Below are 25,347 nucleotides of genomic sequence, written 5' to 3' on the forward strand. Positions count from 1 at the left end.
GTCCTTAGTCAGAGTCATTGCGGGCTTTGCGGCGCGGCGGCATCCGGCGCGGGCTCGCCGGGAGCATCAGCAGGCGGCGCCAGGTCTTCCGGCGGTTTTACCAGCGGTGCCGGGCTTGAGCGGTAATCGGCACGGCGCTTGAGCTGGAACTCACGCACAGCAGCATTATGCGCACCCAGGTCATCGGAGAAAATATGGCTGCCGTCGCCACGGGCGACGAAATACAGGCTGCTGCCCGGCACCGGGTTCAAGGCGGCATGGATCGCCTCGCGGCCGACCATGGCGATGGGTGTCGGCGGCAGGCCGGCCACCATGTAGGTGTTATAAGGGTTGGCTTCCTTGAGGTGCGCACGGGTCAACTTGCCGTTGTAGCGCTCGCCCAGGCCGTAGATCACGGTGGGGTCGGTCTGCAGCAGCATGCCGATCTTCAGGCGGCGTACGAACACACCGGCAATCTGCCCGCGCTCTTCCGGCACACCGGTCTCTTTCTCCACCAGGGAGGCCATGATCAAGGCTTGATAGGGGTCGGTATAGGGCACGTCGGCAGCACGCTTGCTCCACTCCTGGGCGAGGACATCATCCAGGCGGTTATAGGCTTTCTTCAGGAACTCGACATCGGTCATGCCGCGCACGAAGCGGTAGGTATCCGGGAAGAACCGACCTTCGGGGAACACGCCAGGATGGCCGAGCTTGTCCATCACTTCGCTGTCACTCAGGCCCGCCAGGGTCTGCACGATCTTTTCATGCTTGGCCAGGGCCGAACGCACCTGGCGGAAATTCCAGCCCTCCACCAGCGTCAGGCTGTATTGCACCACCTCGCCGTGCTGCCACAGGCCGATCAGGCCTTCGGCGGTCATGCCCGGGGTCATGCGGTATTCACCGCTGTGCAGCGGTTGGCCGTCCAGGTTGAAACGCCAATACAGGCGCAACCAGAACGCGCCGTCGAGCACGCCATCCGCCTCCAGACGATTGAAGGTGCCAGTGGGGGTGGCCCCTGCCGGCACATCGAGCAATTGCTCCTGGGTCAGATTCAACGGCTGCTTCAAGGCAGCGTCATATTTCCACGCGGAAAACCCCAACAGCAAAGCCGCCGAGAACAGACCGATCAGCAGCAGTACAACCAGTTTTCGTATCAACTCAAATATCCAATAGCGCGCGAACAATGCCCTGCAGTTTACGGGTGAGCGGCCCAACCGACCAGCTCATCGCAGCGCACCCACGCACCGGCCAAATGCCATAAACGCTGTTGCACACAAAGACTTCGTCAGCCTCCCGCAAGTGCTCAAGGCTGATGTCAGCCACGGCCACCGGGATGCCCAAGGCGCTCGCCTGAGCCAGAATCTCGGCGCGCATGACGCCTGCAACGCCGCAACGATTCAGATCGGCGGTTAGTAACAAGCCATTACTTACCAGGAACAGGTTGCTGAATACGCCTTCGATGACACGCCCGGACACATCCAGCATCAACCCTTCGGCATGTTCGGCATCCTGCCATTCGGCACGGGCGATCACCTGCTCGAGGCGATTGAGGTGCTTGAGACCGGCCAGCAACGGCTGCTCGGCCAGGCGGGTGGCACATGCAAACAGACGAACACCGTCGGTTCCATGGGCCTGGGGATAGGTCGCAGGCGGACTGCCCTGCAAGATACGACGCACCGGGGCCTCGGGGTTGATGCCATAACCGCGCAGGCTGTCGCCGCGGGTGAGGATCAGCTTGAGGACACCGTCGCCGAGAGCGGCGGCATAGGCCTGCACTTCGCTGCGGACCAACGTCTGATCCACAACGAAAGCGAGGCGCCTGCAGCCCTCATCCAGGCGCTGCAGGTGACGGTCAAGCAGCACGGGCTGCCCGGCCTTGACGGCGATGGTCTCGAACAGGCCATCACCGTACGCCAGGCCGCGATCTTTCAGGGGCACGCTGTCCGCTGGCTGACCGTCGACCCAGCTGTGCATCACTCGGCGAACCGGCGGAACACCAGGGAACCGTTGGTGCCACCGAAGCCGAACGAGTTGGAGATCGCAACGTCGATCGGCATCTGTTGCGGCTCATGCGGCACGAAGTTCAGGTCGCAGCCTTCGTCCGGCTCATCGAGGTTGATGGTCGGCGGAGCGACCTGGTCCTTGATGGCCATCACGCTGAAGATCGCTTCTACCGCGCCCGCCGCACCCAAGAGGTGGCCGGTCATGGACTTGGTGGAGCTGACCGCCAGCGTGTAGGCGTGCTCGCCGAACACCGACTTGATGGCTTCGGCTTCCGCCAGGTCGCCCGTCGGGGTCGAGGTGCCATGGGCATTGATGTACTGCACTTGGTCCGTGTTGACCTTGGCATCGCGCAAGGCATTGGTGATGCACCGCGCAGCGCCGGCACCGTCGGACGGTGGCGAGGTCATGTGATAGGCGTCGCCACTCATGCCAAAACCGATCAACTCGGCATAGATGGTGGCACCACGCGCCTTGGCGTGCTCCAACTCTTCGAGCACCAGGGCACCGGCGCCGTCGGCCAGTACAAAGCCGTCACGGCCCTTGTCCCACGGACGGCTGGCACGGGTCGGCTCGTCATTGCGGGTCGACAGGGCACGGGAGGCGCCAAAGCCGCCCATTCCCAGGCCACAGGCGGCCATTTCAGCACCACCGGCGATCATCACGTCGGCTTCGTCATAGGCGATGTTACGCGCCGCCATGCCGATGCAGTGGGTACCCGTGGTGCACGCGGTGGCAATCGCGTAGTTAGGCCCCTGCGCCCCCAAGTGGATGGACAGGAAACCGGAAATCATATTGATGATCGAGCCAGGCACGAAGAACGGTGAAATTCGACGAGGGCCGGAATCATGCAGCGTGCGGCTGGTTTCTTCGATATTGGTCAAACCGCCAATACCCGAACCCATGGCCACGCCGATGCGCTCACGGTTGGCGTCGGTCACTTCCAGGCCAGCGTTACGCACTGCCTGAAAACCGGCTGCCAGGCCGTATTGAATGAACAGGTCGAGCTTGCGGGACTCTTTGATCGAGAGATATTCCTCGACATTGAACCCCTTTACCGAGCCGCCAAAACGGGTGGAATAGGCAGAAAGGTCCGTGTGTTCGATCAGACCAATACCACTGCGGCCAGCCAGAATGCCCTGCCAACTGCTCGGCACATCCGTACCCAGTGGCGACAACATACCCATACCGGTGACTACGACGCGTCTACGCGACACAGCACTCTCCTTTTTCTAATGACGACACTTTGCTTCAGAGCTTACTTTTCATCAGCGCTAAAGAAAAAACCGCACGCCGTTACAGCAGTGCGGTTTTTCCCTAACAGCAGGCGACGACTACAAACTATTACGCCTGGTGGTTCGTAACGTAGTCGATAGCAGCTTGAACAGTAGTGATTTTTTCAGCTTCTTCGTCCGGGATTTCGGTCTCGAATTCCTCTTCCAGAGCCATCACCAGCTCAACGGTGTCAAGGGAATCGGCACCCAGGTCTTCTACGAAGGAAGCAGTGTTGACCACTTCTTCTTCTTTGACGCCCAGTTGCTCGGCAACGATTTTCTTGACGCGCTCTTCGATGGTGCTCATACCTTGTTTAACTCCTAATGGACAAATTCAGGCAGCTGGCCAGTGGGTAAGTGTATAGAAAGCCTTTTCAGCTTTTCAACTGAAAGCTTCACCCTGTACCCGGTTTGCCACCTGCCTATAAATTAAGTTGCAGCTTTATAACGGATTTTAGACAGCTCGTATGACATTTTTTTGAAGCGATCCGTCACAATTTAGCTCATGTACATCCCGCCGTTCACCGGGATTGTAGCCCCAGTCACGTATGCCGCACCGTCGGATGCCAGGAAAGCGACCACATTCGCGATCTCTTGAGCCTGGCCCAGACGGCCCAGCGGAATCTGCGTCAGCAAGCCTTCACGCTGTGCTTCCGGCAGTTCGCGGGTCATATCGGTGTCGATGAACCCTGGGGCCACCGAGTTGACCGTAATCGACCGCGAACCGACTTCTCGCGCCAATGCACGGCTGAAACCTTCCAGGCCGGCCTTGGCGGCTGCATAGTTTACTTGGCCTGCGTTGCCCATGGCACCCACTACGGAGCCAATATTGATAATTCGACCCCAACGGGCCTTGGTCATGCCGCGCAAAACACCCTTGGACAGGCGAAACAGACTGTTCAGGTTGGTATCGACCACGTCGTACCATTCGTCGTCTTTCATGCGCATCATCAGGTTATCGCGGGTGATACCGGCGTTGTTCACCAGAATCGCCGGTGCACCGAACTGGGCGGTGATCTCGGCCAGTACGGCAGCCACGGACTCATCGCTGGTCACGTTCAGCTCAAGGCCGGTGCCTTGAACGCCGTTTTCCTTCAGGGTCGCGGCGATACGCTCGGCGCCCGAGGCGGAAGTGGCGGTGCCGATCACGACGGCGCCCTGACGGCCCAGTTCCAGGGCGATGGCCTGGCCAATGCCACGGCTCGCGCCGGTAACCAGTGCAACTTTACCTTGCAGACTCATGCAGGCTTCTCCTAAGTTCGGGGATCAGGCCAGCGCCGCACGAGCGGCAGCGAAGGCATCCGGGGTATTGAGGTTGGCAGTCGACACGCCGTCGGCGCAGCGCTTGTTCAGGCCAGCCAGGACTTTGCCCGGGCCGCACTCGACCAGCTCGGTGGCGCCATTGGCGGCCAGGGTCTGGACCGACTCGACCCAGCGCACAGGCTTGTAGAGTTGCTCCAGCAGGTCGCGCTTGAGGGTGTCGAGGTCGGCGGCCACGGCCGCGCTGACGTTCTGCACCAGCGGAATCTGTGGCGCCTGCCAGTTGATGGCGGCGATGGACTCGGCAAAACGCTCGGCAGCCGGGCGCATCAGCTCGCAGTGCGACGGCACGCTCACCGGCAACGGCAATGCACGCTTGGCACCGCGCGCCTTGCAGCCTTCGATGGCACGCTCGACGGCCGCCCTGGCGCCGGCGATCACCACCTGGCCTGGGGAGTTGAAGTTTACCGCGCTGACCACTTCGCCCTGGGCCGCTTCGGCACAGGCTTCGATCACCACAGCATCGTCCAGCCCCAGGATAGCGGCCATGCCGCCCTGCCCGGCCGGAACGGCTTCCTGCATCAGCTGGCCACGACGCTCGACCAACTTGACCGCTTCAGCAAGGGTCAGGCTGCCCGCCGCCACCAGGGCGCTGTATTCGCCCAGGCTATGACCGGCCACGAACGCCGGACGCGCACCGCCTTCGGCCAACCACAAGCGCCACAGGGAGATCGAAGCGGTCAGGATGGCTGGCTGGGTTTTATCGGTTTGATTGAGCTGCTCTTCCGGCCCCTGCTGGGTCAGCGCCCACAGGTCGTAACCCAGGGCCTCGGAAGCTTCCTTGAACGTGTCCAGGATCAGCGGGTATTGCGCGCCCAGCTCGGCCAACATGCCGAGGGACTGCGAACCCTGCCCTGGAAAGACGAATGCGAGGGATGTAGACATGTAACAAGCCCCTAATGATCTGGTCGTCGGAAATGGTCGCTCCTCGGTGGGAGCGCACGAAACTGACAGATTGGATGGTCAATTGAACTGGCCGGTCACATTTAAGCATTCCCCGGCCGATTCGCCTAAGGCAACAGGTCCTCGAGACGGCCGTGCAAGCGTTGCGGCAAGTTTTCCTGGATCTCGATCACCGCCCGCGCAATCGCACTCTGGAAGCCTTCGACCCCGGCCGAACCGTGGCTTTTCACCACGATGCCCTGCAACCCCAGGAAGCTCGCACCATTATGCCGCGCCGGGGCCAGGTCGGCCTGCAGGCGACGCATCAACGGCAGCGCCAGGGCGCCCACCAGACGCGATACCAGGTTACGCCTGAACAAGGCCTCGATACGCGAGGCGATCATGGTCGCCAGGCCTTCGCTGGACTTGAGCAGGATATTGCCGACAAAACCGTCGCACACCACCACATCCGCCTCGCCCCGGTACAACCCATCACCCTCGACAAAGCCGATGTAGTTCAGGCCTCGCGCACCTTGCAGCAAGGTGGCGGCAAGCTTGACCTGCTGGTTGCCCTTGATGTCTTCGGTGCCGATATTCAGCAAGGCCACCCGCGGCCGGGCCACGCCCAGCGCTTCGGCGGCCACCGAGCCCATCACGGCAAACTGGAACAGGTGCTCGGCACTGCAATCGACGTTCGCCCCCAGGTCCAGCAACTGGCAATAGCCCTTCTGCGTCGGAATCGCCGCCACCATTGCCGGCCGATCAATGCCAGGCAGCGTCTTGAGCACATGCCGCGACAACGCCATCAGTGCGCCGGTGTTGCCGGCACTGACACAGGCTTGCACCTTGCCATCACGCAGCAGCTCCAAGGCCACCCGCATCGAAGAGTCAGGCTTGCCGCGCAGGGCCGTCGCCGGTTTCTCATCCATGGTGATGGTTTCGCTGGCTGGCGTAATCGTCAGGCGCGCGCGATCCACCGCCGGATGGCTGGCAATCAGTTCTTCAAGGAGGGAGGGTTGACCGACGAGGGTCAGGTGCAGCGAGGGCGTGGCAGACAGGCTGGCAATGCAGGCCTGAACAATGCTGCGGGGACCGAAGTCCCCGCCCATTGCGTCAATCGCGATGACTTGAGCAGACAAGTGATTACTCGTCAGCGCCCTTGTCGATCACTTTACGGCCACGGTATACGCCTTCTGGCGATACGTGGTGACGCAGGTGAATTTCACCGGTGGTTTTTTCTACAGACAGAGTGCTTGCCGTCAGGGCGTCGTGGGAACGACGCATGTCACGGGCAGAGCGGGATTTTTTGTTCTGCTGAACAGCCATAATTGATTAACTCCTAAACGTTTGGGTCACGCTTTAACTGCGCCAATACACTGAACGGGTTGGACCGCGTTACCTCGTCCTCGCTCGGTTCGGACTCGTCATCGAGACCCGCCGGCTGCTGGCATTCTTCCGGATGATGAGCAGGCACAATGGGCAAGGCGAGCAGAAGCTCCTCCTCGATCAGTGCATGCAGATCCAAAGGATCTTCGCCCAGTTCCAGCACGTCATAACCTTTCGGCAACGACTGGGTATTCGCACCCTCCTTTACCACAGCATAACTGCACTCGCTGTGAATCGGCAGGGTGACCAGCTCAAGACAACGCTGGCAAACCATTTTGACCTCGGTGTCGATAAAACTGTGAATTACCACAGATTTACGTTCATCTCGTTCAAAAACGAATTTGGCCTGCACCGTACCGACAGTGTCGGAAAGCGGGTCGCAGAGTCTCTCCAAATCGGCCAGCAGCAACTCACCTTGAAGGGAAGTGCCACGATCAGCCAATTTGCGCGGGTCAACGTGAGGTGGAATCGGGTCATTCAACATAGGCGCAGCATTATAGGGATGCCCCCAGCCATGTCAAAGGAAATTCAGCCCTGTGCGTCGGCCGGTCGCCCCGCTAGAATCGGCGGCTGCCTTGAGGATACGTATATGCTGCCTTTATTACTCGCTTCCAGCTCGGTTTATCGCCGGGAATTGCTCAGCCGCCTGCACCTGCCATTCATCTGCAGCTCGCCGGATATCGACGAAAGCCATGCTGCAAACGAGTCCGCCACAGACCTGGTCAAGCGCCTGGCCGAACAGAAAGCCCGCGCCCTCGCCGCCAGCCACCCCGGCCACCTGATCATCGGCTCAGACCAGGTCGCCGCGCTGGAAGGCCGCATCATCGGCAAGCCTCACACGTTCGAAAATGCGCGCGAGCAGTTATTGGCCGCCAGCGGCAAGCGTGTCAGCTTCCTCACCGGCCTGGCCCTCCTTAACAGCGAGACCGGGCGCTGCCAGGTGGACTGCGTGCCTTTCACTGTGCACATGCGCGAGCTGGATGCAGCGCGCATCGAGCGCTACCTGCGGATCGAGCAGCCGTATGACTGCGCAGGCAGCTTCAAGGCGGAAGGGCTGGGCGTGAGCTTGTTCCAAAGCACCGAAGGGCCGGACGCGACCAGCCTTGTCGGCTTACCGCTGATTCGTTTGGTGGACATGCTGCTCAGCGAAGGCGTGCAAATCCCTTAAGAACACTGCTAAACCAAATATGGGAAGGGAGGGCTTACCCCCGATAGCAGTGTGTCAGCCAACCTTGGATTGATTGATCCACCGCTATCGGGGGCAAGCCCCCTCCCACATTTTGATCTACGACAGACTTGAGATATTAACGCAGTGCCGGACCCTGGAAGCCCATGTACAGCGCCAGCTTCTCAGCCACGCTGGCGCCGAGCTTCTTGGAGAAACGATCAAACGGCGATTCTTCAACGGTGAAGTCCACCAGTTCTTTCTCGCCGACCACATCCCGCGCTACCGAACTGGCACTGCCCAAACCATCGATCAGCCCCAGCGGCAATGCTTGCTCCCCCGACCACACCAACCCGGAGAACAGCTCCGGATGGTCTTTGTCCTTCAGGCGATCCCCACGCCCCTGTTTCACGCTGGCGATGAACTGGCGATGGGTGGTATCGAGCACTCCCTGCCAGAACTGGGTTTCATCGGCCTTTTGCGGCTGGAACGGATCAAGGAACGACTTGTGCTCGCCCGAGTTGTAGGTACGACGCTCAACCCCCAGCTTTTCCATGGCACCGACAAAGCCGTAGCCGGCTGCCGTCACACCAATGGAGCCGACAAGACTGGCCTTGTCGGCGTAGATCTGGTCGGCGGCACTGGCAATGTAATACGCGCCCGAGGCCCCCAGGTCGGAAATCACCGCGTACAGCTTGATATCCGGGTGCAGGCCGCGCAGGCGGCGAATCTCGTCATACACATAACCCGATTGCACCGGGCTGCCGCCTGGGCTGTTGATGCGCAGGATCACGCCCTTGACCTTGGGGTCTTCAAACGCGGCACGCAGGCTGCTGACGATATTGTCAGCGCTGGCAGGCTCCTTGTCGGCGATCACTCCCCGCACTTCGATCAACGCGGTGTAGTTGGCGCCACGGGTCGCGTTTTTTTCCATGTCCATCAGCGGACTGAATAGCGCCAGCATCAGCAACAGGTAAGTGAAGGTCAGCAGCTTGAAGAAAATCCCCCAGCGTCGTGCTCGACGCTGCTCCTGGACGCTGGCCAGGAGCGTCTTCTCCAGCAGTTTCCAGCTCTTGTCGTCACCGCTTTCAGCCTTTTCAGGCGCTTTCCACTCGTCACTCATGCCATCAACCCCAGCAAAGACTTATTGGGCCCGACCGAGCCAGGCCTGCAATTCAGAAAAATGATCAATCGTGACCCTCGGCTCGTATTGCTGCAACGCCTCGGCGGACTGGGCGCCATAGCTGACTGCCACGCTGTCCATGCCGGCGTTGCGCGCCATCATCAGATCGAAGGAAGCATCACCCACCATCAACGCCTCACGCGGCGACACACCGCAATGGGCAAGGATCTGCTCCAGCATCAGAGGGTGAGGTTTGCTGGCGGTTTCATCTGCGGCACGGGTGATGTCGAAATAATCCTCCCAGCCATGGGCGCTGAGCACCCGGTCCAGCCCGCGGCGGGCCTTGCCGGTGGCGACGGCCAGGTGATAGCCCCCGGCGCGAAAAGCCTCCAGCGACTGCGCCACACCCTCGAACAACGGCGAAGGTGTGGCCTCCAGCGCAATGTAGTGATCCGCGTAATGCTCGCGGAACGTCACCAGTTCAGCGTCGCTGATCCCGGGGTACAAGGTGCGGATCGCCTCAGGCAAGCCCAGGCCGATAATGCCTTTGACCGCCAGGTCAGTGCACACGTCGAAGCCCGAGCGGCTCGAAGCTGCGTGCATCGACTCGACAATCCGACCGATGGAGTTACACAGGGTGCCGTCCCAATCGAAAATCAGCAGCTTGTAGTCAAGGTGCGACACTCAAACGCTCCACGGTCTTGGCCCACATCTCATCGACCGGCGCCTGCAGCTTCAGCTCGCCGCCGTCAGGCAGCGGCACGGTGAGCATGTAGGCGTGCAGGAACAGGCGCTTGCCGCCCAGGTCACGGATTTCCCTGGAAAAATCCTCGTCGCCATACTTGGTATCGCCAGCGATGCAATGGCCTGCATGCAGGGTGTGCACACGAATCTGGTGGGTGCGCCCCGTCACCGGCTTGGCCTCGACCATGGTGGCAAAATCACCGAAACGACGCAGCACCTTGAACAGGGTCAGGGCTTCTTTGCCCTCCTCGTCCACTTCGACCATGCGCTCGCCGGAGCGCAGGTTGCTCTTCTGCAACGGCGCGCGGACGCTCTTGATCGAGCTGGCCCAGTTGCCGCGCACCAGCGCCATATAGCGCTTGTCCACGCCATCGCCGCGCAGGGCGGTGTGCAGGTGGCGCAACATGCTGCGTTTCTTGGCGATCATCAACAGGCCGGAGGTGTCGCGGTCCAGGCGGTGGACCAGCTCCAGCTCCTTGCAATCCGGGCGCAGCTGACGGAAGGCTTCGATCACGCCGAAATTCAGGCCGCTGCCACCGTGAACCGCAATACCGCAGGGCTTGTTGATCACGATCAGCTTGTTGTCTTCGAAGACAATCGATGCCTCAAGGCGCTGCAACAGGCCCTGGGCCAATGGCACGGGCTCATCGCGTTCAGGCACGCGCACGGGCGGCACACGGACAATATCGCCCGCCTGCAACTTGTACTCAGGCTTGATGCGGCCCTTGTTCACGCGCACTTCGCCTTTGCGCAAGATGCGGTAGATCAAGGTCTTGGGCACACCCTTGAGCCTGGCCAGGAGAAAATTATCGATGCGTTGGCCGGCATATTCCGGCGAGACCTCGAGCAGCTGGACGCTGGGGGTCTGGGGGGCGGTAGTCGTCATGGCGGCGATGATAACAATTTTTTATGGAATTGAAGCACTTAATCATTGCTGCTATAGTCGCGAACGCCGCCAAAAGCGGCCTGGGCAGAGGACTAGCGGCAAACTGCCGGCCCTGACCATCGCAATTCATCAGGACGCGAGGCCGTCCTACGGGGCTTTCGCCACCCTGGAAGGCTCGAGATTGTAACAAGCGCAGGTGACATGAGGCCTGAAGCGAGTGCAGAAAGCAGAGTGAATACTCGCGTTCTGCGCCGATATTTACGGCCAGTTCACAAAGTGCAGTCAGTCTTGAGCCGGACCACGGCGAATGCTTCGGAAACAACGCCTGTTAAGAGCTGAGTGTGAGCGCAGTCGCCCACATTCAGTCTTGTTTAGCCATGAGCGTGGACTCCCCATTGGAGAACACGGTAAATGCCAACCCGCTGCGGATTCTGCGCGCGGCAGCACCCGAATTATCAGGGATACGTGTAGGGTGGAGATGCACAACCGTCGGACCGTGTAGCACTAGGCTTATATTTAGACGCTTCATCTCGTCCACAGTCGCCGGTTGATTCCTCCTCCTGACCTTAGCTTTTGTTGAAGTGGTGCCTTTGTCACCACCGCTAACAAGCAGGACGCGTCCGTCGCGATACCGGCCCAATTGGCCGATTTTGCTGGACACTGGAGTGGCCAACCACTCTTGACGCACCTGACACCGACCGTGAGAAGTCGTGTGTGCCGAACGCCGTTTCCGGCAGCCCGGAAACCGACGGTACAACATGAAAAGAATGCTGATTAACGCAACTCAACCCGAAGAGTTGCGTGTTGCACTGGTAGATGGCCAACGCCTCTACGACCTGGACATCGAATCCGGTGCACGCGAGCAAAAGAAGGCCAACATCTATAAAGGCCGTATTACTCGCATCGAACCAAGCCTTGAGGCTGCCTTTGTCGATTTCGGCTCCGAGCGCCACGGCTTCCTGCCCCTCAAAGAAATCTCCCGCGAATACTTCAAGAAATCCCCCGAAGGCCGCGTAAACATCAAGGACGTCCTGAGCGAAGGCCAGGAAGTCATCGTTCAGGTCGAAAAAGAAGAACGTGGCAACAAGGGCGCCGCCCTGACCACCTTCATCAGCCTGGCCGGCCGTTACCTCGTGCTGATGCCGAACAACCCGCGTGCCGGCGGCATCTCCCGTCGCATCGAAGGCGAAGAGCGCAACGAACTGCGTGAAGCGCTGAACGGCCTGATCGCACCGGCCGACATGGGCCTGATCGTGCGCACTGCCGGCCTGGGCCGCAGCAGCGAAGAAATGCAGTGGGACCTCGACTACCTGCTGCAACTGTGGACCGCCATCAAAGAGGCCTCCCTGGATCGTTCCGCGCCGTTCCTGATCTACCAGGAAAGCAACGTGATCATCCGCGCCATCCGCGATTACCTGCGCCAGGACATCGGCGAAGTGCTGATCGACAGCGTCGAAGCCCAGGACGAAGCCCTGACCTTCATCCGCCAGGTGATGCCGCAGTACGCCAGCAAGATCAAGCTGTACGAAGACAGCGTGCCGCTGTTCAACCGTTTCCAGATCGAAAGCCAGATCGAGACCGCTTTCCAGCGTGTGGTCGAACTGCCTTCCGGCGGCTCCATCGTGATCGATCCGACCGAAGCCCTGGTGTCCATCGACATCAACTCGGCGCGCGCCACGAAGGGTAGCGACATCGAAGAAACCGCCCTGCAGACCAACCTGGAAGCGGCTGAAGAAATCGCCCGCCAGTTGCGCCTGCGCGACATCGGCGGCCTGATCGTGATCGACTTCATCGACATGACCCCCGCCAAGAACCAGCGCGCCGTGGAAGAGAAAGTCCGCGAATGCCTGGAAGCCGACCGAGCCCGCGTACAGGTCGGCCGTATCTCGCGCTTCGGTCTGCTGGAAATGTCCCGTCAGCGCCTGCGTCCATCCCTGGGCGAGAGCAGCGGCATCGTCTGCCCGCGTTGCAACGGCACCGGCATCATCCGTGACGTTGAATCGCTGTCCCTGGCGATCCTGCGCCTGATCGAAGAAGAAGCCCTCAAAGACCGCACCGCCGAAGTCCGCGCGCAAGTGCCGATCCCGGTCGCAGCCTTCCTGCTCAACGAAAAACGCAACTCGATCACCAAGATCGAACTGCGCACCCGTGCTCGTATCGTGATCCTGCCGAACGATCACCTCGAGACGCCGCACTTCGAAGTACAGCGCCTGCGTGACGACAGCCCGGAAGCCCACAGCGGCCAGTCCAGCTACGAAATCGCTGCCGCCGCCGCCGAAGTGGAAGAAGTCCAGCCAGCCGCCGCGACCCGCACCCTGGTGCGCCAGGAAGCCGCCGTGAAAACCGCCCCAGCCCGTGCCAACGCACCGGTGCCGGTTGAAGCCGCTGCCCCGGTTGCCGCACCGGCCGCCCTGCCTGAGCCGAGCCTGTTCAAGGGCCTGGTGAAGTCGCTGGTCAGCCTGTTCGCCACCAAGGAAGAGCCTGCGGCACCGGTCGTGGTTGAAAAACCTGCGACCGAACGCCCTGCACGCAACGAAGAGCGTCGCAACGGTCGCCAGCAGAGCCGTAACCGCAACGGTCGCCGTGACGAAGAGCGCAAGCCGCGTGAAGAACGTGCGCCTCGCGAAGAACGCGCACCACGTGAAGAGCGTGCACCTCGCGAAGCGCGTGAAGAAACCCCGGCCGTAGCCCGTGAAGAACGTGCACCGCGCGAAGAGCGCGCACCACGTACCCCACGTGCTCCGCGTGAAGATCGCAAGCCGCGTGGCGAGCGTGAAGAACGTGTGCGTGAACTGCGCGAGCCATTGGATGCCGCCCCTGCCGTTGCAGGTGTTGCAGCCGCTGCCGCTGAAGAGCGCCCAGCTCGCCAGCCGCGCGAAGAGCGTGCACCACGTGAAGAGCGCCAGCCGCGCCCACCGCGTGAAGAGCGTCAACCACGTGCCGAGCAAGCCGCTGCCGCCAGCGAAGAAGAAGTGCTGGCCGGCGAAGAGCAATTGCAGGAAGACGGTCAGGACAACGCCGAAGGCGATCGTCCACGCCGCCGCTCCCGTGGCCAGCGTCGTCGCAGCAACCGCCGTGAGCGTCAGCGTGATGCCAATGGCAATGTGATCGAGGGCTCGGAAGAGGCCGGCGAGAACGCAGAAGGCGCCGCCCACGAACCGACCGGTGCCGAACTGGCTGCCGGCCTGGCCGTTACCGCAGCGGTTGCCAGCTCGGTGATCAGCGCACCTGCTGAAGCCCAGGCTCACGAACAGGCTGAACGCGCGACTGCCGCTGTCGAAGAAACCGTTGCCGTTGAAGCGCCAGTTGCCGAGACCCCAACGGTTGAAGCACCGGTCGTTGAAGCAACTACCCCTGTCGAAGCCCCAGTGGTTCCGGAAGTGGAAGTGGCACCGACCCGCGACGCCCAGCCAGAAACCGAAGTGGTCGCAGTTGAAGCCGCTCCGGTGGTTGAGCCTCAGCCAGTAGTTGAAGTCGCCGCTGAAGCCCCGGCTGTCGAAGAAGCTGCCCCGGCAGTGCGTGAAGTTCGCGAAGAACAGACCGCCTTCCAGTGGACTGCCGAACCTGCCGCCCCGGTTGAAGCACCAGCGCCTGCACCGGTGGTAGAAGAAGCGCCTGCGCCGGTTGCCGAAGTAGTGGTTGCCGAGCCTGCGCCAGCTGTCGAGGCTGCGCCAGTGGTTGTTGAAGCCCCGGTGGTTGCCGAAGCACCCGTGGTAGAAGCCGCACCAGCCAGCGCCCTGACCGAAAACGGCCGTGCGCCGAACGACCCACGTGAAGTGCGTCGTCGTCGCAAGGAAGCTGAGGCAGCTGCCGCCGCTGCTGCTGCCGCTCCAGCCATCGTCGAAGCTGTCGAGGCGCCAGCCCCGGTTGCTGAAACCGTGGTTGAGCACACCGCTGCTGAAGCAGGGGTAGAGCACAAGGCCCTGGAAGAAGAACACGAGCCTAAACCCCTCGCCTGATTCCATCAGCCACTAAAAAGCCCCGCCTGAGTGATCAGGCGGGGCTTTTTTTATGTCCTTTACTTAGTCCGCACTAAAATTTAACCGTTTCGGCAGATCCACATCCCACAGAACACCCGCATCTTCCACCTGCACTTCCCGCACCCGGACACGTGCGAACAATGGCTTGCCTCCACGATCCCCGGTCAGCGCCATCAAGTCCGGACCAAAAGCGCGACCAAAGGCCACTGGATGCCCATAGTCACCCGCCTGCACCGGCACGCTGATGCCATCCTCCTCCAGCGCGTCAATCACCCGTTCAATGCTCGATGACTGGATAAACGGCATATCCCCCAACACCACCAGCCAGCCATCCGCCGAGGCACTGGCCGCGACGGCTGCGGCGATGCTCTCGCCCATGCCGGCTGACTGCAACAGCAAGACCTGGCAGCCATACGCCTGGGCCAACCGAATGATCTCCGTGCGATCCGGCGTGGTCACCAGCCAGCGCGCCATCAGGCGATCCGGCAAATTCACCAATACCTGCTCGATCACCGGACGCATCACCCCATCACGGCCCACGCAATCGGCCAGCAACTTATCCTGGTCAGCCCCCGCCTCGGCTCGGAACCGGCTGCCCCGCCCCGCCGCCAAGACAATCGCCGCCAGCATTATTCAGCAACCGCCGGCAGGGGCTTTTTCTGCATTGGCGCCACGCCGTTCTTGATCGCGACAATTTCCGCCATCAACGACAAGGCGATCTCCGCCGGCGTATGGCTACCGATATGCAGGCCAATCGGCCCATGTAAACGCGCAATCGCGTCCGTCGACAACCCCAGCGCCGCCAGGTTCTCGCGACGCGTCTGGCTATTGACCCGCGAACCCAGCGCGCCGATGTAGAAGGCACTGGAGTTCAACGCCGTCAGCAACGCCATATCATCAAGGCGCGGATCATGGGTCAGGCAGACAATGGCCGTGCGCTCGTCGGTCTGGATATTCAGCACCGCCTCATCAGGCATACCCGGCACGAAGCGGCCGTGCTGCTCTTCCCAGCCGTAGACAAACTCACTACGCGGATCGCATATCAATACTTCGAAATCCAGCAGGCGCGCCATTTCCGCCACGTAGCGCGACAGTTGCCCGGCACCGATCAACAGCAGGCGCCAGCGCGGGCCATAGATAGCCCGCAGGCGTTCGCCATCGAAGGTGACCACATCGGTCTTGTTCGCACTGCTCAACGTGACTTCACCGGAGACCAGGTCCAGTTCCCGCGCGACAATTTCATGCGCTTCGCAACGCTCCAGCAACTGCGCGACCCAGGCCCAGTCTTGCACCCGCTCTTCGGTCAAGCGCAAGGTGCCGCCGCATGGCAGGCCGAAACGCGCCGCCTCGTCGCGCGTCACGCCGTAGGTCACCAACTGCACCGGCGGCCCGTCGTGCGTCAGGCGACCATCCTGCAAGCGGGCGATCAAGTCGTCCTCGATGCAACCGCCGGACACCGAGCCGATCACCACGCCATCCCCCCGCAACGCCAGCATGGCGCCCGGTGGACGCGGCGCGCTGCCCCAGGTCTGGACAACGCTATACAACACCACCTGCTGCCCGGCGCGGCGCCATTCGAGCACGCTGCGCAGGACATTCAAATCAACACTGTCCATATATCCTCCTGCCAGTCTGCGTTTGGAACATGCCGCGTAGCGCGAATTTCATCAGTCGCTGACTCTAAGTGAAAATATTGCAAAAAAGTAATCCCGCACAAACGCAAACGCCCCGAACCAGTCGGGGCGTTTGCGGATAGCTGTCGGCGCGGATTTCACGCCATCAGCGGTTTACTTGATCACAGGGGCTGGGCCCTCGGCCACGCCCAGGTCATCGACTTCGCGGGTTTCAGAGATACCGGTACCGCCGGATGCCAGCTCGCTTTGCAGCTTGTCGGTGTCCAGTTCCTTGACCCACTTGGCCACAACGAGGGTAGCAACGGCGTTACCCACCAGGTTGGTCAGTGCACGGGCTTCAGACATGAAGCGGTCGATACCCAGGATCAGCGCCAGGCCGGCAACCGGCAGGTGGCCGACAGCCGACAGGGTGGCTGCCAGTACGATAAAGCCGCTACCGGTCACGCCAGCAGCACCTTTGGAGGACAGCAGCAGCACCAGCAGCAGGGTGATCTGGTGGGTGATGTCCATGTGGGTGTCAGTTGCCTGGGCGATGAACACGGCAGCCATGGTCAGGTAGATCGAGGTACCGTCGAGGTTGAACGAGTAACCGGTCGGGATTACCAGGCCGACTACGGATTTCTTCGCGCCCAGACGCTCCATCTTGATCAGCATGCGTGGCAGTGCGGATTCGGAGGAGGACGTACCCAGAACGATCAGCAGTTCTTCACGGATGTAGCGGATCAGTTTGATCACGCTGAAACCGTGGGCGCGGCAGATACCGCCCAGCACCACCAGCACGAACAGCAGGCAAGTGATGTAGAAGCAGATCATCAACTGGCCCAACTGCACCAGGGAACCTACACCGTAGGCACCGATGGTGAACGCCATGGCGCCCAGGGCACCGAGTGGCGCGAGCTTCATGATCATGTTGATGATGTTGAACATCACGTGGGCGAAGCGATCGATGAAGTCCAGCACCGGCTTGCCGTAGGCACCCAGGCGATGCAGGGCGAAACCGAAGATCACCGAGAACATCAGCACTTGCAGGATGTCGCCGTTGGCGAAAGCGCCGACGATGGTGTTCGGGATCACGTTAAGCAGGAAGCCAACGATGCTCTGGTCAGCACCGGCAGTCACATAGGCAGCGACTTTGGATGCGTCCAGGGTTGCCACGTCGATGTGCATGCCGGCGCCCGGTTGCACGACGTTCACCACGATCAGGCCGATCAGCAGTGCGATGGTGGAAACGATTTCGAAGTACAGCAGCGCGTAGCCGCCGGTTTTGCCGACCGATTTCATGCTTTGCATGCCGGCGATGCCGCTGACAACGGTGCAGAAGATGATCGGGGCAATGACCATTTTGATCAGCTTAATAAAGCCGTCACCCAGTGGCTTGAGCGCCACGCCGGTCTGCGGGTAGAAGTGACCGAGCAAAATACCGATAACGATTGCAACGATCACCTGGAAATACAGGGATTTGTAGATTGGCTGACGAGTCGTCATTGCAAAATTCCTCAATCGTCCCGTGTGGCAAATATCCGCCATTGCCCACGACACTTGAATTGCGAACCCTCCTGCACTGGAGGGATTTGTTGTTTGCGAAGCCTGTAGGACCAGGCCTGCGCTGTAATCCTTATCGCAAACGCCGTGCCACTTTGCTGAAAACCCCTGGGAGCCTTAAGACATCAGGGCTGCGGATTTCAAAGCCGCCACCAATGTGCCGAATAGGCTGGCGGATTTCCGCCACGCCGCCCAATCCCGTCCTACAATTTGGCGGATATCCGCCTTGTCGCCCTGCCAGGTGATGACTACCATCCGCCATTCCATGGACGAGGGCCCCGCATGCGTGAACGTACCATCGCCAGCCATTACGCCCGGGCAGCCTTGGGCGGTGCGCGTCGAACCGGTTACGACTATTCGGGCCTGTTGCAACAGCTGGGCATCACCCCGGAACTGTTGGCCGAACCCCGTGCCCGCATTGCACCCGAGCAATTCACCCGGCTGTTGCAAATGCTCTGGCTGGCACTGGACGATGAATACTTGGGGTTCGCCGACGGGCCGAGCAAACGCGGCACCTTCGCCATGATGTGCCATGCGCTGATCCACTGCCGCACCCTGGAGAAGGCCCTGGAACGCGGTTTACTATTTTATAGCCTATTCCCACAAGGCCCGCGCTGGCAGCTGACACGGGAAGGCGAAATGGCCCGCCTGAGCCTGGATGATTCTCACCTGTGGGACCCGGATCACTTCCTCAGCGAATGCCTGCTGGTGATCTGGCACCGCCTGGGCAGTTGGCTGATCGGCCGGCGCATTCGTTTGCACCAGGCCACCTTCAGCTACCCGTTGCCGGCCCACGCCGCTGAATATGACCTGCTGTTTCCCTGCGCCCAGGTGTTCGGTGCCCCGCACAGCAGCCTGGTGTTTCCCGCCCGCTACCTGAGCCTGCCGCTGTTGCAGGACGAGCGCACCCTCAAGCATTTCCTCGAGCGCTCCCCCGCCGACCTGCTGTCACGCCCGGATGAAGGCGACAGTTTGAGCAGCCAGCTGCGACGCTTATTGAGCCGCGACCGCACGCCCTGGCCAGACCTGGAGGCCGTCGCCCGGCACTTGCACGTCAGCCCGCAAACCCTGCGCCGACATTTGCGCGAAGAAGGCACCAGCTTTCAGGCGCTCAAGGATGAATTGCGGCGGGACATCGCCATCTACCACCTGGGGCGGGCGGACTTATCCTTGCAGGCGATCGCCGAGCAGCTGGGGTTCTCAGAACCGTCGGCGTTTCATCGGGCGTTCAAGAAGTGGACGGGGCTGACACCGGGGGCCTATCGGGCGCAGGAGAGTTAGCGCTGCGTCGTGTGTGAGGGCCTCATCGGGGGCAAGCCCCCTCCCACCTTTGACTGTGGTTACAAAGTTTGATCTGTGAATACGTTCAAAATGTGGGAGGGGGCTTGCCCCCGATAGGGCCAGCCCAGCCGCTACGGTTCACAAGGCCGGAAAGTGAATCTTGAACGCCGCACCACCCAGCGGCGAATCCCCCAGGGTCAATCGCGCGCCGTAGCTTTCTATGATGTCCTTGACCACCGCCAACCCGATCCCCTGCCCCGGATGCTGACGGTCCAGGCGCTCGCCCCGTTGCAGGATCCGTGCACGCTGGTCCGGAGGCACTCCGGGGCCGTCGTCCTCGATGCACAACTCGAGCCCTTCGGAATTTTCCACCAGGCTGATGCGCACTTCACTCAGGCACAACCGATAGGCGTTTTCCAGCAGGTTGCCGAGCAATTCAAGCAGGGCACCCTTCTCGATCGGTACATCGCATTCGTGTGGCAGGTCAAAGGACACCGTGACGCCCTTGTCGCGGTAGACCTTGCCCAGGGTATCGCAGAGGCTTTGCACTACCGGCTCCAGGCGCACCTGATGGCGCACCAGGCCGCTTTTGCGCAGGCTGGCACGCTGCAGCTGGTAGCCGATCTGCTGGCTCATGCGTTCGATCTGGGATTGCAGCACCCAGGCCTGGTCGCGATCTTCCGGACGTTGCGCCATGTCTTCGCTCACGCTTTGCAACACGGCGAGCGGCGTTTTCAGGCTGTGGGCCAGGTCATCGAGGGAGTCGCGGTAACGTGCCCGTTGTTCGCGCTCGCTGTGCAGCAGGCGGTTAAGGGAGCCGGTGAGACGCAGCAATTCGCGCGGGTGTTGCTCGGAGAGGCTTTCGCGGGTACCGCCTTCGATCTGGTCAAGCTCCTGGCTCAATCGCCGCAGGGCCTGCAGGCCCCAGGTCAGGCCCAGCCACAGCAAGGTCAGCAGCACCAGCAGTGCCGCGCCGAAGCCCAGGTAGAGGTTTTCGCGCAGGCCTTCGAGGGTCAATTGGTATTCGCGCACCGGTTGCAGGGCCACGATACTGAACGCCGCGCTCTTGCCACCGAGCAGCCTGACCTCGACGTCGTAGACGAAGAACTCCTGGCCGTCGGCCTCGCGAATCCGCGCGAACTCATTGCCGCGCCCGTCATAGCGCGGCTTGTAGTTGATGTTTTCGTCCCGGGTGGCCCGCGAACGCCACACCAGGTGGCCTTCGCGGTCATAGATATAGCCGAGCAAGCGGCTATCGGTGAGGTTGAAGCGTTCATCCGGCAACTGCGCCGGCATCAGCAGGCGATTGTTTTCCACCCGCGCGGCGGAGATCAGGGTGGTGACGTCCGACGCCAGGCGCTGCTCGATGGAATCCTGCAATGCCAGGCTGAACGCACCCTGCATGGCGGGCAACAGGCCCAGCATAAACAGCACGGCCAGGGTGGCGGCCGCCAGCATCAAGCGCACACGGAGCGAGCGAATCAACGGCAGCGCTCATTGAACAGGTAGCCCAGGCCGCGCACGGTGTCGATCGGCTTGAACCCCGCCGGGCCTTCCAGCTTGCGGCGCAGGCGGCCGACCAGCACTTCAATCACATTCGGATCGCGCTCATCGTCGTCGGGGTAGAGCTGCTCCATCAGGCGGTCCTTGGCGACGACCTGCTGGTGATGGCGCATCAGGTATTCGAGGATGCGATATTCATAGGCGGTCAATGCCAGGGGCTGTTCGTCGAGGGACGCCTGCTTGCGGTTGAGGTCCAGCAGCAAGGGCCCGGCGACGATGGTCGACTGGGTAAACCCGCTGGAGCGGCGCAGCAAGGCGTTCATCCGCGCCTCCAGCTCTTCGAACTGGAACGGCTTGACCACATAGTCGTCGGCCCCGGCGGCCAGGCCTTCGACCTTGTCCTGCCAGTTGCCGCGCGCGGTGAGGATCAGGATCGGAAAGGTCTTGGCCTGGCTGCGCAGTTGGCGGATCAGGTCCAGGCCGCCCATGCCGGGCAGGCCCAGGTCGATGATCGCCAGGTCATGGTTGAATTGACCGGTCTGGTACAGGGCCTCTTCGGCATTGGCCACGGCCTCGACCACGTGGCCGCTGTCGGTCAGGCGGGTAAACAGGTGATGGCGCAACAGCGCCTCATCTTCCACCACCAGCAATTTCATAAGGCTCTCCAAAGCAAATCAACTGTCCGACAGAGGGGTATCATAGCGGCCCTGCAGGTCTTGCGGGCGCAGTTTAATGCCGTTGAACCGGCCGGTCAGGTGTTCATAGCCGGCGCGATAGCTCGGCTGCGGGGTGGCCTGGCCCAGGGACTGGCCCCAGGGCGCGGGCTGACTGCCAGCATCTTCGATGCTGACGCGCTGCATCAGGATGCTGGACTTCTTGGTTTTCTCACGACCGAATGCGGCAAAGGCACCATCGGAGGCCTGAACCCCGACGGTGGCACTGAGCATGGTTAAGGCCAACATCAGCTTCTTGATCGCAGTCATGGTGTTACCTCATTACGCGTTTGGCTGTGAGGCCAGACTACGCAAGCGCCCCTGAACTCCCCCTGAACAGGCTTTGAACCTCGCCTGAATCACGGCGGGCTATCCTCTTGCCCTCCAACTCGGCAAAATACCGCCCATGACCCCCCTACCCGCTTGCTGCACCCCACTCGACGCCCATTGGCCGCTGCCCGCCCCCTTGCCGGGCACGGTGTTTCTCAGCACCCGGTTCGATCCTGCATTGCTGGCGCCCGGCGACTTCCAGCATTGCGCCGTGCCGCCACCGGCGAGTATCCAGCGTTCGGTGGCCAAGCGTCAGGCCGAGTTTCTCGCCGGTCGCCTGTGCGCGCGCGCGGCCCTGCAACGGCTCGATCAGATCAACTGCATCCCGGCGATCGGCGAAGACCGCGCACCGGTGTGGCCCGCCCATATCAGCGGTTCCATTACCCACAGCACCGGGCATGCCGCCGCGATTGTCGGGCACAAGGCGCAATGGCGCGGGTTGGGGATGGACCTGGAGAACCTGCTGAGCCTGGAACGGGCGGAGCGCCTGGCCGGGGAGATTCTGACGGCGCAAGAGCTGCAGCGTATGGCCGACCTGCCGCGAGAGCAGATCGCCTTGCTGGTGACGCTGACGTTTTCGGTCAAGGAGAGTTTGTTCAAGGCGCTCTACCCGATCGTGCAGAAGCGCTTTTATTTTGAACATGCCGAGGTGGTGGAGTGGTCAGAGGCCGGGCATGTGCGCTTGCGCTTACTCACAGACCTGTCCAGCGAGTGGTGCCACGGCAAGGAACTTACCGCGCAGTTTGCGGTGAATGAGGGGCAGTTGTTGAGCCTGGCTGCCATCGGCGCTTGATAGACCGACATCAGGGTTTGTCTTGATCCCTTGGCCAACTCAGGCTGAAACACGCACCGCCCAGGTTGTTGCTCTTGCTGATCAATGCTCGCCCGCCGTGCCAATAAATGATGCGCCGCACAATCGACAACCCCAGGCCATGCCCGCCCGAGGCGCGGGTGCGGCTGTCGTCCAGGCGCAGGAACGGCGTGAAGATACGCTCCCAGGCGCTTTCCGGCACACCGGGCCCGTCGTCCTCTACATCAATGCGACAGCGCACCTGGCCCACCTGATAACTGATCAGCACCTGGCCCTGGGCGTGGCGCATGGCGTTGCTCACCAGGTTTTGCAGGGCGCGGTGCAAGTAGCGCGGCTCGGCATCGACCCAAGCGTCGTCCCAATGTGCCGACGACAGGCAAATCCCCCTGGCCACGCTCACCTGCGGGCGCAGTGGCGATAATTCGCCGATCACCTGGTCAAGTAGCGCATCGAGGTCGACCCGCTGGAAAATCAACGCCGGCGCACCCTGCTCCAGCCTTGCGTAGGTGAGCATTTCATCCACCAGGCCGTCGAGGTCCTGGATATCACTGTCCATGCCTTCCAGGTACTTGCGCCGGGCTTCAGGCGTGGCGGCGTCGCCGATCATCTCCAGGCCGAAGCGCAGGCGTGCCACCGGTGTGCGCAATTCATGGGACACCGCGCGCACCAGTTCACGCTGGATCGCCAGCAGTTGCTGCAGGTGCTCGGCCATGCCATTAAAGGCCGCCGCCAGGCGCCCCACCGAGTCGGCACCCCGGGCCGGCACACGCACCTCGAGATTGCCTTTGGCGATGCGCGTGGCGGCGGCTTCCAGGCCTCGGAGCCGGCGCTCAAGCTGACGCACCAATAAATAGACAATCAGGCCGATCAGGGTCAGGCCGATCAACGCGATCAGGACCAGCCATTGCGCCGGATACGGGTTCATCTGATACAGCGGGCCAAGCTCCAGCACCCAGGGCGTGCCGACCATGCCGGCAAACACGCGGATCGAATCGCCGCCCTTGCCCAGGGCCATGACCGTATCGCCCTCCGATACGCGGCGGCGTTGGTCGTCGTCCATGTCGGCCTGGTCGAGGGTCATCAGGTGCATTTCGAAACCAAAGCCCTTGGCTTCCTTGATATCCGCCAGCCGTTGCGGCTGCTCGGCCACGGGGAAGCGCACCAGTTCATCGGCCAGCAGGTAAATGGTCGCGCGGGCCAGTTGCTCGCTGATCTGCTGCACCTCCCCCGTCAAAACCCACTGTTCCTTATCGCTGACCAGGCGCAGCACCCGGGCGGCGTGGGGGCCGGTCTGTTCCACCAACACCTGGCCGCGTTGCAGGCGGGTTCGCTGGCTGAGGTCCAGTTGGGCATCGGTAAGGCTGCGCAATTCCAGGGGGATGCCGAGCAAACGTTCCCACACGGCCAGGGCGCGCTGGCGTTCGATGGCGCTCATGGGCTGCAGGTTATCGCCCATCAAGGCAAAGGTGCCGTGGGCCAGGCGCTCGCGGTATTGGCCGCTGCGCACCTCGTTGAGCAGGTGCAGGGCCAGCACGCCGAGCAGCGCCACCAGAATCAGCGCCGCGCACATGCCGCCGTAGATACGCAGGAAGATCGAGTTCACAACGGCATATCGGCAGCGGCTTCAGGGACGAACAGATAGCCTTTGCTGCGGATGGTCTTGATCAGCCGTGGGTGGATCGGGTCATCGCCGATTTTCGGGCGAATCCGTGAGATGCGCACATCAATGGAGCGGTCCTGGCCGTCATAGCCGATGCCGCGCAGGGCGATAAAGATTTCTTCGCGGGACAGGATGCGCCCGGCATTCGCCACCAGCAGCCACAGCAGGTCGAACTCGGCACTGGTCAACTCGATACCTTCACCCTGCAGCCAGGCTTCGCGCAGGGCGTTGTCCACCAGCAGCGGGCCGAATTGCAGGCGGCGCTGGCTTTCCACGCTGGTGGGTTCCGCCGGCTCACTGCGGCGCAACAGGGCCTGGATACGCGCGAGCAACAGGCGCGGGCGCACGGGTTTGCACACGTAGTCGTCGGCGCCCATGTCCAGGCCGAGCACCTGGTCCATGTCGTCGGTGCGGGCGGTGAGCATCAGGATCACGCCGTCGTAGCGTTCGCGCACTTTGCGGCAAATGCTCAGGCCGTCTTCGCCGGGCAGCATCAGGTCGAGAATCACCAGGTCCGGCTGCTCGGCGATGATCCGCGCCGCAGCCAGGGCGCCATCACCTTCCACAGAAACCCGCAGGCCGTTGCTCTCCAGGTAATCGCGGGTCAACTCGGCGAGTCGCTCGTCGTCCTCGACGATCAGGATGTGCCAGGCTTCTTGCTCCACGGGTGATCCTCGTTGTTATAAAGGGATGCGTTGGCCGAGCAGGCCACACCTTATTTGTAATGTTTTGAGGGCATAACAGAGGCCGATTGTAGCCATGCCCAAGCCCTCTCGCACAAGCCGGGAAATCCATTCGGTGATCGCGCTTTTCTGTGATAGGGTTCGCGCCCTCAAAAATCCAACCGGCTGTTTTCAACTTGGAATATTCAGTGACAAACGGCCGAATCCAGCAGTGCTGCGGCCTACACGGGTGTTCCACGTTTCATACACATTTTACCCACAACGTTATCCACAGGTAGTGCGTTGCTAAGCCCCCCAAAACGCATTATCTTGTAGCTCGGCGCAAAAAAAACCCTACATGTAGGGTTTTCAGCGAAAAGACCCAACACAAATCAGACAAGAAACTCAAGCCCTTTCTTGCTCCTGTTGGGTCTAATCCAAGCATTTTTTGAAAGCCCAAACCGCTCAAGC

At 61.6% G+C, this 25,347-nt stretch carries 25 protein-coding genes; 4 read left to right on the top strand and 21 right to left on the bottom strand.

Annotated elements, in window-relative coordinates:
* Nucleotides 1-14: 14 nt before the first annotated feature.
* From mltG to BLQ09_RS29000, 9 genes are all read right to left on the bottom strand, one after another.
* Complete coding sequence (mltG, locus tag BLQ09_RS28960) at nt 15-1,136, bottom strand: endolytic transglycosylase MltG (RefSeq protein ID WP_092359484.1); 1,122 nt, start codon at nt 1,134-1,136, stop codon at nt 15-17.
* Nucleotide 1,137: 1 nt separating this feature from the next.
* A complete protein-coding gene (gene pabC, locus BLQ09_RS28965; protein ID WP_027607809.1) occupies nt 1,138-1,953 on the bottom strand; it encodes an aminodeoxychorismate lyase in 816 nt (271 codons plus the stop codon).
* Nucleotides 1,953-3,197 carry a beta-ketoacyl-ACP synthase II gene (gene fabF / locus BLQ09_RS28970; protein WP_027607808.1) on the bottom strand — a complete coding sequence of 415 codons (1,245 nt, stop codon included), beginning with the start codon at nt 3,195-3,197 and terminating at the stop codon, nt 1,953-1,955. Before fabF ends, pabC begins: the two co-directional genes overlap by 1 nt.
* A 127-nt stretch (nt 3,198-3,324) precedes the next feature.
* Nucleotides 3,325-3,561 (bottom strand): acyl carrier protein, encoded by a 237-nt coding sequence (gene acpP / locus BLQ09_RS28975; RefSeq protein ID WP_003442511.1) that lies wholly within the window; start codon nt 3,559-3,561, stop codon nt 3,325-3,327.
* Between the two features lie 191 nt (nt 3,562-3,752).
* On the bottom strand, nt 3,753-4,496 hold the full coding sequence (gene fabG, locus BLQ09_RS28980; RefSeq protein WP_065926164.1) for a 3-oxoacyl-ACP reductase FabG: 744 nt from the start codon (nt 4,494-4,496) through the stop codon (nt 3,753-3,755).
* A 24-nt stretch (nt 4,497-4,520) separates the two neighbouring features.
* Nucleotides 4,521-5,459 (bottom strand): ACP S-malonyltransferase, encoded by a 939-nt coding sequence (fabD, locus tag BLQ09_RS28985; RefSeq protein WP_092359486.1) that lies wholly within the window; start codon nt 5,457-5,459, stop codon nt 4,521-4,523.
* A gap of 125 nt (nt 5,460-5,584) precedes the next feature.
* Nucleotides 5,585-6,595, bottom strand: coding sequence for a phosphate acyltransferase PlsX (gene plsX / locus BLQ09_RS28990; protein WP_074847485.1), 1,011 nt, complete (start codon nt 6,593-6,595; stop codon nt 5,585-5,587).
* A gap of 4 nt (nt 6,596-6,599) precedes the next feature.
* A complete protein-coding gene (gene rpmF, locus BLQ09_RS28995; RefSeq protein ID WP_008152339.1) occupies nt 6,600-6,782 on the bottom strand; it encodes a 50S ribosomal protein L32 in 183 nt (60 codons plus the stop codon).
* Between the two features lie 13 nt (nt 6,783-6,795).
* Nucleotides 6,796-7,326, bottom strand: a complete 531-nt coding sequence (locus BLQ09_RS29000) for a YceD family protein (RefSeq protein ID WP_027607804.1) — start codon at nt 7,324-7,326, stop codon at nt 6,796-6,798.
* 105 nt (nt 7,327-7,431) lie between these two features.
* Here BLQ09_RS29000 and BLQ09_RS29005 point away from each other — a divergent pair, with 105 nt between their 5' ends.
* Entirely contained in the window at nt 7,432-8,010 is a 579-nt protein-coding gene (locus BLQ09_RS29005; protein ID WP_027607803.1) for a Maf family protein, read from the top strand.
* A gap of 136 nt (nt 8,011-8,146) precedes the next feature.
* Here the strand turns inward: BLQ09_RS29005 and BLQ09_RS29010 are convergent, their stop codons facing one another.
* Genes BLQ09_RS29010 through rluC form a run of 3 tightly spaced genes read right to left on the bottom strand, consistent with a single transcriptional unit; the run spans nt 8,147 to nt 10,760 of the window.
* Nucleotides 8,147-9,130 (bottom strand): S49 family peptidase, encoded by a 984-nt coding sequence (locus tag BLQ09_RS29010; RefSeq protein ID WP_092359488.1) that lies wholly within the window; start codon nt 9,128-9,130, stop codon nt 8,147-8,149.
* A gap of 21 nt (nt 9,131-9,151) precedes the next feature.
* Entirely contained in the window at nt 9,152-9,814 is a 663-nt protein-coding gene (locus BLQ09_RS29015; RefSeq protein WP_027607801.1) for an HAD-IA family hydrolase, read from the bottom strand.
* A complete protein-coding gene (gene rluC, locus BLQ09_RS29020) occupies nt 9,801-10,760 on the bottom strand; it encodes a 23S rRNA pseudouridine(955/2504/2580) synthase RluC (RefSeq protein WP_027607800.1) in 960 nt (319 codons plus the stop codon). The genes BLQ09_RS29015 and rluC overlap by 14 nt, the downstream gene beginning before the upstream one ends.
* A 767-nt stretch (nt 10,761-11,527) precedes the next feature.
* Here rluC and rne point away from each other — a divergent pair.
* Entirely contained in the window at nt 11,528-14,719 is a 3,192-nt protein-coding gene (gene rne / locus BLQ09_RS29025; protein ID WP_027607799.1) for a ribonuclease E, read from the top strand.
* A gap of 63 nt (nt 14,720-14,782) precedes the next feature.
* On the opposite strand, the gene BLQ09_RS29030 is transcribed toward rne, so the two are convergent.
* From BLQ09_RS29030 to BLQ09_RS31370, 4 genes are all read right to left on the bottom strand, one after another.
* Nucleotides 14,783-15,373 (bottom strand): nucleotidyltransferase family protein, encoded by a 591-nt coding sequence (locus tag BLQ09_RS29030; protein WP_027607798.1) that lies wholly within the window; start codon nt 15,371-15,373, stop codon nt 14,783-14,785.
* Nucleotides 15,370-16,356 carry an XdhC family protein gene (locus BLQ09_RS29035; RefSeq protein ID WP_092359490.1) on the bottom strand — a complete coding sequence of 329 codons (987 nt, stop codon included), beginning with the start codon at nt 16,354-16,356 and terminating at the stop codon, nt 15,370-15,372. The genes BLQ09_RS29030 and BLQ09_RS29035 overlap by 4 nt, the downstream gene beginning before the upstream one ends.
* A 171-nt stretch (nt 16,357-16,527) precedes the next feature.
* Entirely contained in the window at nt 16,528-17,859 is a 1,332-nt protein-coding gene (locus tag BLQ09_RS29040) for a dicarboxylate/amino acid:cation symporter (protein WP_092359492.1), read from the bottom strand.
* Between the two features lie 174 nt (nt 17,860-18,033).
* On the bottom strand, nt 18,034-18,171 hold the full coding sequence (locus tag BLQ09_RS31370; protein ID WP_175472339.1) for a hypothetical protein: 138 nt from the start codon (nt 18,169-18,171) through the stop codon (nt 18,034-18,036).
* 27 nt (nt 18,172-18,198) lie between these two features.
* Here BLQ09_RS31370 and BLQ09_RS29045 point away from each other — a divergent pair, with 27 nt between their 5' ends.
* Nucleotides 18,199-19,197 carry an AraC family transcriptional regulator gene (locus tag BLQ09_RS29045; RefSeq protein ID WP_092359494.1) on the top strand — a complete coding sequence of 333 codons (999 nt, stop codon included), beginning with the start codon at nt 18,199-18,201 and terminating at the stop codon, nt 19,195-19,197.
* 138 nt (nt 19,198-19,335) lie between these two features.
* Here the strand turns inward: BLQ09_RS29045 and BLQ09_RS29050 are convergent, their stop codons facing one another.
* Genes BLQ09_RS29050 through BLQ09_RS29060 form a run of 3 tightly spaced genes read right to left on the bottom strand, consistent with a single transcriptional unit; the run spans nt 19,336 to nt 21,683 of the window.
* A complete protein-coding gene (locus BLQ09_RS29050; protein WP_092359496.1) occupies nt 19,336-20,682 on the bottom strand; it encodes an ATP-binding protein in 1,347 nt (448 codons plus the stop codon).
* Nucleotides 20,679-21,356: a response regulator gene (locus BLQ09_RS29055; RefSeq protein WP_017138377.1), complete on the bottom strand. Its 678-nt coding sequence runs from the start codon at nt 21,354-21,356 to the stop codon at nt 20,679-20,681. Before BLQ09_RS29055 ends, BLQ09_RS29050 begins: the two co-directional genes overlap by 4 nt.
* An 18-nt stretch (nt 21,357-21,374) precedes the next feature.
* Nucleotides 21,375-21,683 (bottom strand): hypothetical protein, encoded by a 309-nt coding sequence (locus tag BLQ09_RS29060; protein ID WP_027607793.1) that lies wholly within the window; start codon nt 21,681-21,683, stop codon nt 21,375-21,377.
* A 136-nt stretch (nt 21,684-21,819) separates the two neighbouring features.
* Here BLQ09_RS29060 and BLQ09_RS29065 point away from each other — a divergent pair, with 136 nt between their 5' ends.
* Complete coding sequence (locus BLQ09_RS29065) at nt 21,820-22,536, top strand: 4'-phosphopantetheinyl transferase family protein (protein ID WP_027607792.1); 717 nt, start codon at nt 21,820-21,822, stop codon at nt 22,534-22,536.
* A 10-nt stretch (nt 22,537-22,546) separates the two neighbouring features.
* Here the strand turns inward: BLQ09_RS29065 and BLQ09_RS29070 are convergent, their stop codons facing one another.
* Together BLQ09_RS29070 and BLQ09_RS29075 are read right to left on the bottom strand one after the other, a co-directional pair.
* Nucleotides 22,547-24,157, bottom strand: coding sequence for an ATP-binding protein (locus BLQ09_RS29070; protein WP_027607791.1), 1,611 nt, complete (start codon nt 24,155-24,157; stop codon nt 22,547-22,549).
* The gene (locus tag BLQ09_RS29075) at nt 24,154-24,879 is read right to left on the bottom strand and encodes a response regulator (protein ID WP_027607790.1); all 726 of its coding nucleotides are present in this window, start codon (nt 24,877-24,879) and stop codon (nt 24,154-24,156) included. Before BLQ09_RS29075 ends, BLQ09_RS29070 begins: the two co-directional genes overlap by 4 nt.
* Nucleotides 24,880-25,347 lie beyond the last annotated feature (468 nt).

The sequence above is a fragment of the Pseudomonas sp. NFACC25 genome (genome assembly GCF_900100935.1).
GTDB classification, from domain to species: Bacteria; Pseudomonadota; Gammaproteobacteria; order Pseudomonadales; family Pseudomonadaceae; genus Aquipseudomonas; species Aquipseudomonas marginalis.